This is a genomic window from Bartonella sp. AA168HLJHH, from assembly GCF_042197365.1.
Lineage (GTDB): Bacteria > Pseudomonadota > Alphaproteobacteria > Rhizobiales > Rhizobiaceae > Bartonella.
Genome location: NZ_JBHIRS010000067.1, coordinates 1 through 919, shown reverse-complemented (window position 1 = coordinate 919; position 919 = coordinate 1). Strand labels below are relative to the sequence as shown.

Annotated in this window: 1 protein-coding gene; it reads right to left on the bottom strand. The window is 42.2% G+C overall.

What is annotated here, in order from left to right; translation table 11 throughout:
• Positions 1 to 919 (bottom strand): MFS transporter (locus ACFINM_RS09765; RefSeq protein WP_375641326.1); only part of this gene is annotated, 919 nt, incomplete at both ends.

The window sequence follows — 919 nt, the reverse complement described above, 5'->3', positions numbered from 1 at the left end:
ATGCCTGTGATCATTGTGGCGATGCCAATGATAAACAGTGTGCTTTGGGTGTGATGCACTTTTACAAAACCGGCTCCTAGAAAGCCAAGGCACACCGCTGTTTGTATGATAAAGATATAGGCAGGCATTTGGTTGTTTCGGTGTTCTTTCTGAATGGCTTTCATCATAAAACTTGCCATCAGAGCATTTTGTACGCCGTTTGCACCCCCAAGGATGAAAAATGACAGCATCATTAACCATACAATATGTGTTAAGGAAAAGCAGAAAATTGCAAAACCAATTATTGTAGCGGCAAGTGATGCTCCAGCGGCATTACCAAAGCGATGAAAAAGGCTGGAGAAACAGAGTGGACCAACCACGAGGCCAAGACTTAACATGCTTGTGATTACCCCATAGGTTTCTGCACTGAAGTACAGCTCAGTGCGGATGCGGACAATCGATAAGACGTTGAGAGCAGAGGTGAGGATGATGGTAATGATGAGGGGAGAAAGAGCATAGACAACATTTTTTTTACGCAAGAGACCCGTTAAATCTAGCCCTTTTTTGCTGTTTTGCGTTGTGTTTGTCGTTTGTGTATGAATTTTAAAACTTTTAAAACAGAAGAGAGTGATAAAGGTAGCAAAAAGAACCATGATTGACAACACAAACAATCCTTTTTGCCCGTTTGATATTCCATACAACACGCCCCCTAACAATGGTCCGGCAATATAGCCAAGATTACGAACTGTTTGGATAATGCGGTTGATACGGTCTAATTGCTGATCATTGGTTGCAAATTCTGGGACGGAAACGAGGATAGCAGACCAAAAGAGTGAACCAGCACAACCTAGTGCGAAAGAAAGGGCAATATAAACCCAAAATTGGTTGGCGATTGCAGCTGTGGCTATAAAGAGTGCTTCAAACAATAAAACAATGGGTA